Below are 1905 nucleotides of genomic sequence, written 5' to 3'. Positions count from 1 at the left end.
CGGCTTCGGATGTGCCCCAAAGGCACATCCGAAGCTGGAACCTCTATGCATAGAAAGCAGAAGGTCTGCCACGATGCCGAAAATCTCACCATCGACCGTCAAGGCGGTCCGGGAAAGCGGCGCTGTTCCGACAGCCAAATATCTCCTGGAGGTCAAAGATGTCCGCAAGGAATTTGCCGGAAACGTTGCGCTGGATGACGTCTCCTTCCGCCTGAGACGCGGCACGGTTCATGCCCTTATGGGCGAAAACGGCGCGGGCAAGTCCACGCTGATGAAGATCATTGCCGGCATCTACACGCCGGACGCAGGAGAGTTTTTCTTAAACGGCCTTCCCATTCGGCTCGGCAGTCCGCTCGACGCCCTCGACAACGGCATCGCCATGATTCATCAGGAGCTCAATCTGATGAACCACATGACGATTGCGGAAAACATCTGGATCCGGCGCGAGCCAAAGAATCGTTTTGGTCTCGTCGATCATAAGGAACTGCACAGCCGCACCTACAGGCTTTTCGAGGAATTGGGCATTGATCTCGACCCCGATCAAAGGGTCGGTCTGCTTTCGGTTGCCAGCCGCCAGATGGTCGAGATTGCCAAGGCGGTTTCCTATGAATCGGATGTCCTGATCATGGACGAGCCAACGTCCGCGCTCACCGAACGCGAGGTCGAGCATCTTTTCCGTATCATCAGGACGCTGAGGGAACGGGGAAAAGGAATCATCTATATCACCCACAAGATGAACGAGCTTTTCGAAATCTCCGACGAGGTGTCGATTTTCCGCGACGGCAAACACATCGCGACCAAGGCTGCCCAAGACCTGACCCGTGAAGACGTCATCCGCATGATGGTGGGGCGCGAGATCTCGCAAATGTTTCCCAAAGTGGAGGCCAAGATCGGCGACGTGGTGCTCAGCGTCCGCGATCTATGTCTCAAAGGTATCTTCCAGCACGTCTCGTTCGACCTTCATGCCGGCGAGATTCTCGGAATCGCCGGGCTTGTCGGCGCCGGTCGCTCCAACATTGCTGAAACGCTCTTTGGCGTGACACCGGCGACATCGGGTACGATCGAGATCAGAGGCAAATCCGTCAACGTCAGTTCGCCCGCCGTCGCCATGGAAAACGGGATGGCCTTCCTCACTGAAGACCGGAAGGAATCCGGCTGCTTCCTGCTGCTGGACATTCAACAGAACATGCAGATGGCCGCCCTGCATGGCGGATATGTGCGTCGCGGCTTCGTCGAGCAGAAGCGGCTGTCGCAGGACTGCGAGGCGATGACGACATCGCTGAGGGTCAAGACCCCAGGCATGGGTGAGAAGATCCTGAATCTCTCCGGCGGCAATCAGCAGAAAGTGCTCATCGGTCGCTGGTTGCTGACAAAGCCGAGCGTCCTCATCCTCGATGAACCCACGCGCGGTATCGACGTCGGCGCCAAAGCCGAGATCCATCGCATGATTTCCACGCTCGCCTCCGAAGGCGTGGCCGTCATCATGATCTCCTCGGAACTCCCCGAGATCCTCGGGATGAGCGACCGGGTCATGACGATCCGGCAGGGACGCGTGTCCGGCATCCTCGATCGGGCTGAGGCCGATCAAGTCAAGATCATGGAGCTCGCAGCACAATGACGATAACCCCTGGGGCCACGGTTGTGGCGGAAAAGCGTGTTGTGAAACGCAAGTTTCACAGTGAGATGTCGATGCTGATGGTGCTGGTCGGCATTGCCCTTGCCTTCGAGATCCTCGGCTGGGTCTTCGTCGGCAGTTCGTTCCTCGGCAACGAGCAGCGCCTGTCGATCATCATCCTGCAGGTCTCGGTGATCGGCATTCTTGCCGTCGGCGTCACCCATGTCATCATCACCGGCGGCATCGACCTGGCCTCCGGCTCGGTGGTCGGGCTGGCCGCCATGGTCGCC

Annotated in this window: 1 protein-coding gene and 1 pseudogene; both read left to right on the top strand. The window is 58.4% G+C overall.

Features of this window, described 5'->3' with window-relative positions; genetic code table 11:
- The first annotated feature begins 73 nt into the window (after nucleotides 1-73).
- Entirely contained in the window at nucleotides 74-1618 is a 1545-nt protein-coding gene (locus tag CO671_RS33000) for a sugar ABC transporter ATP-binding protein (protein ID WP_097609242.1), read from the top strand.
- Nucleotides 1615-1905, top strand: a pseudogene (locus CO671_RS32995) (ABC transporter permease); the annotation flags it as partial. The gene CO671_RS33000 and the pseudogene CO671_RS32995, both read left to right, overlap by 4 nt.

Origin of the sequence: Rhizobium sp. M10 (genome assembly GCF_002531955.1) — a bacterium.
Lineage (GTDB): Bacteria > Pseudomonadota > Alphaproteobacteria > Rhizobiales > Rhizobiaceae > Rhizobium > Rhizobium etli_C.
The sequence above is the reverse complement of the archived record's forward strand: the minus strand, read 5'-3'. Positions and strand labels throughout refer to the sequence as shown.